We start from the raw sequence: 4,098 nt of genomic DNA on the forward strand, positions 1-4,098 counted from the left end.
GCGGCCGCGCGCCTGGGCGCGGACGTGCTGATGCGCGCTCCGGCGTCGCTGCCGGAGGCGTGGCGCCGCGCGGTGTGTGAAGCAGTGCCCATGTCCGCCCCGGCGGAGGTGCCCTGCCAGATGCGCGAGCAGGTGCTCGTGCTCAATCCCTTCATGGACCTGCTGCGCCGCTGGCTGCGTCCCGCCGCCAGCCAGGCCGGCGTGTCGCCGTCGCGCTAGGCGCGCGGTACCCCACCCATGAAGCCGCACGGGAGCCCGGAGTCCGCATGAACGCCCAACCCTACACTCCGGCCCTGGCGCGGCCCCGCCGCGTGATGGTGCTGGGCCTGGCGGCCCTGTCCACCGGGTTCGCCTCCGTGGAGATGCACCGGCTGCTCGCGGCCCACGGCACCACCGTGCCGGAGCTGTTCGTGCTGGGGCTGTTCGCGCTGTGCTTCGCGTGGATCGCCCTGTCGTTCTGGAGCGGCGTCGCGGGCTTCCTCCAGCTCGTGTCGAACCAGCGCGTGCCGGGCCTGCGCTGGCCCACGGAAGAGGAAGCCGGAAGGCCGCTCACGCGCCGCACCGCGGTGGTGATGCCCGTCTACAACGAGGACCCGGCCGCGGTGTTCGCGCACGTGCAGGCCACGTACGAGTCCATCGCCGCGACGGGGCAGCTGGACGCGTTCGACTTCTACGTGCTCAGCGACTCCACGCGGGCGGAGTCGTGGGTGGCGGAGGAGCTGGCGTGGTCGGAGCTGTGCCGCCGGGTGGGCGGGCAGGGCCGCATCTTCTACCGCCGCCGCTCCGACAACACGGCCAAGAAGGCGGGCAACCTGGCGGAGTTCTGCGAGCGCTGGGGCCGCCGCTACGACTTCCTGCTGGTGCTGGACGCCGACAGCCTGATGGCGGGCGACAGCGTGGTGGAGATGGCCCGGCTGATGGAGCTCAACCCGGGCGCGGGCATCCTCCAGGTGCCGCCGCAGAACGTGGGGCGCTCCACGCTGTTCGCGCGGCTGCAGCAGTTCGCCGGGCGCGTCTACGGCCCCATCGTGGCCGCGGGCGCGGCGGCGTGGCAGCTGGGGGACTCCAACTACTGGGGCCACAACGCCATCCTGCGCATGGCGCCCTTCATCGAGCACTGCGGCCTGCCGGTGCTGCCGGGCCAGCAGCCCTTCGGCGGCCACATCCTCAGCCACGACTTCGTGGAGGCCGCGCTGATGCGCCGCGCGGGCTACACGGTGTGGCTGGTGCCGGAGCTGGGCGGCAGCTACGAACAGCCGCCGCCGGACCTGCTGGCGTACGCGCAGCGCGACCGCCGCTGGTGCCAGGGCAACCTCCAGCACCTGGGCCTGGTGATGGCGGGCGGCCTGCACCCGATGAGCCGGATGCACTTCCTCATGGGCGTGATGTCCTACGTGGCGTCGCCCCTGTGGCTCATCTTCCTGGTGGCGGGCCTGTTCGCCGCGCTGCACCAGTGGTTCTTCGCGCCCGCGACGCTGCTGGAGTTCCAGGCCACGCTGCCGGGTGGGGACGCGTTCGACACGGCGGGCGCGCTGCGGCTGATGGTGCTGTCGCTGGCGCTCTTGTGGATCCCCCGGCTGATGGGCCTGGGGCTGCTCCTGGCCAACCGCGAGGAGGCGGCGCGGCTGGGCGGCCGGCTCAAGCTGGTGCTGAGCGTGGCGCTGGAGGGCGTGGTGTCCACGCTGATGGCGCCGGTGATGATGCTCTTCCAGTCGCACTTCGTGTTCGGGACGCTGCTTGGCTACAAGGTGAACTGGTCCAGCCAGCAGCGCGAGGACACGGACCTGCCGTGGTCGGAGGCGCTGCGCCGGCACAAGGGGCACATGGCGATGGGCGCGGTGCTCGCGGCGCTGACGGTCGCGGTGGCGCCGGGCATGCTGGCGTGGCTGTCGCCGGTCATCCTGGGGCTGTGGCTGGCCCCGGCCCTCTCCGTCTTCACCGCCCGCGCGTCGCTGGGCCTGTGGGCGCAGCGGCGCGGCCTGTTCCTCATCCCGGAGGAGGTCCAGCCGCCCGCCGTGCTGGTGCGCGCGCAGGAGCTGGCGGAGGAGGGGATGGCGCCGGTGGATGACGCGCTGGACCACGTGCTGACCGACCCTCGCGCGCAACGCGCTGCACCTGGCGCTGCTGGAGTCCCACCCGGCGGCGAGCGTCCCCGTGGCGCTGGCCTCCGCGCGGCGCAAGCTGCTGGCGGGCGGGGTGGAGCCCCTGTCCCCGCAGGAGAAGTCCGCGGTGCTGCTGGACGCGCGCACGCTGTCGGAGCTGCGCGGCCGGCGGCTGGGCGCGCAGGCCTGATCGCGGTTGCATGACCCGGCTCCGCCCTGGATGCTCCGGGGCATGAACCGGGTCTCGTCCGTCGCCGCGCTCGCGCTGTTCGTCTCCTCCGGGGCCTTCGCCGCGGAGCCTCCTGTCACCAAGCCCGCCGCCGCGGAGGACCGCTGGTGGAAGCACGTGGAGGTGCTGGCCAGTGACGCGATGGGGGGACGCGACACGGGCAGCAAGGGCTACGCGGCCGCCGCCGGCTACGTGTCCAAGGAGCTGGCCGCGCTGGGCGTGAAGCCGCTGCTGAAGACGGGCTTCCTGCAGCCCATGGCCTTGCAGTCGCGCCGCCTCATCGAGGCGAAGTCCAGCGTCGCGCTGGTGAAGGACGGCCAGACGCTGCCGCTGGTGCAGGGCGAGGACGTGGTGCTGTCCTCGCGGCAGGGGGACAGCGGCACCGTGGACGCGCCGCTGGTGTTCGTGGGCTACGGCCTGTCCATCCCGGAGCTGGGCCACGACGACTTCGCGGGCCTGGACCTGAAGGGCAAGGTGGTGGTGATGCTCCAGGGCGGGCCGGCGGACATCCCGGGCCCGGTGAAGTCGCACTTCTCCTCGTGGACGGAGCGGCTGAAGGTGCTCAAGGCCGGAGGGGCCGTGGGGTACGTGTACCTCCAGAACCCGAAGATGCTGGAGCTGCCGTGGGAGCGCATCGTGGGCTCCAGCAAGCACCCGACGGTGGTGTTCGCGGATCCGTCGCTCAACGATTCACGCGGGCTGAAGGTCGCGGTCGTCGCGAACGTGGCCGCGTCCCAGAAGTGGCTGGAGGGCGCGCCGCACACGTACGAGGAGCTGCTCGCGCTGGCCGACGCGGACAAGCCGCTGCCGAAGTTCGACATTCCGCTGCGCTTGAAGGCGAAGCTGGCCTTCGACGTGAAGCCGCTGAAGTCCATGAACGTGGTGGGCGTCATGCCGGGCGCGGATCCGGTGCTCGCGAAGGAGTACGTGGTGCTCAGCGCGCACCTGGACCACGTGGGCATTGGCGAGCCGGTGAAGGGGGACCGCATCTACAACGGCGCCATGGACAACGCGTCCGGCGTGGCGGCGCTGCTGGAGGTCGCGCGGCGGCTGCATGACCAGGCGGAGAAGCCGAAGCGCTCCGTGCTGCTCGCGCTGGTGACGGGGGAGGAGAAGGGGCTGCTCGGGTCGAAGTACTTCGCGTCGCGGCCGCCGGTGCCCATCACCTCCATCGTGGCGGACTTCAACCTGGACATGTTCATGCCCCACTGGCCGTTCACCTCCGTGGTGGCGCACGGCAAGGACGAGTCCTCGCTCGCGGTGCCGCTGGCGGAGGTGGCGGCGAAGCAGGACATCCAGGTGCTGGAGGATCCGGAGCCGGACCGCAACCTGTTCGTGCGCAGCGACCAGTACTCGTTCATCCGCGAGGGCGTGCCCGCGCTGTTCTTCAAGTTCGGCTACACGCCGGGCTCAGAGGAGCAGAAGGTGTTCAAGCAGTGGCTGGCCGAGCGCTACCACGCGCCGTCGGATGACCTGGCGCAGCAGCCCGTGGACCACGAGGGCGCCGCGCGCTTCATCACCTTCCTGACCGCCCTGACGAACGCGGTGGCGGACGCCCCCCGGCGCCCGTACTGGAACGACGACAGCTTCTTCCGCCGCTTCGCGAAGCCGGCTCCGGCCGAGGCTCCGGCCAGAGCTCCGGCCACGGGCAGGTGATGGGCCGCGGCTTCACGCGGCCGGGTGTGAGTCGGTGACGCCGGGGCGGGCCGCCAGGAAGCGGAGCGCGCCCCGGATGTCGGACGACGCGGTCTCGCGCGGGCGTTCCGG

1 protein-coding gene and 2 pseudogenes are annotated in these 4,098 nt (G+C 72.1%); all 3 read left to right on the plus strand.

Annotation, left to right across the window (positions count from 1 at the left end; all coding sequences use genetic code 11):
* Window positions 1–219, plus strand: a pseudogene (locus ACLEQD_RS38395) (hypothetical protein); the annotation flags it as partial.
* Window positions 220–266: 47 nt separating this feature from the next.
* A pseudogene (gene mdoH / locus ACLEQD_RS38400) lies at window positions 267–2,292 on the plus strand (glucans biosynthesis glucosyltransferase MdoH).
* A 42-nt stretch (window positions 2,293–2,334) separates the two neighbouring features.
* Complete coding sequence (locus ACLEQD_RS38405) at window positions 2,335–3,987, plus strand: M28 family metallopeptidase (protein WP_410390806.1); 1,653 nt, start codon at window positions 2,335–2,337, stop codon at window positions 3,985–3,987.
* The last annotated feature ends 111 nt before the right edge of the window (window positions 3,988–4,098 follow it).

The organism is Corallococcus sp. 4LFB, from assembly GCF_046520365.1.
GTDB lineage: Bacteria > Myxococcota > Myxococcia > Myxococcales > Myxococcaceae > Corallococcus > Corallococcus caeni.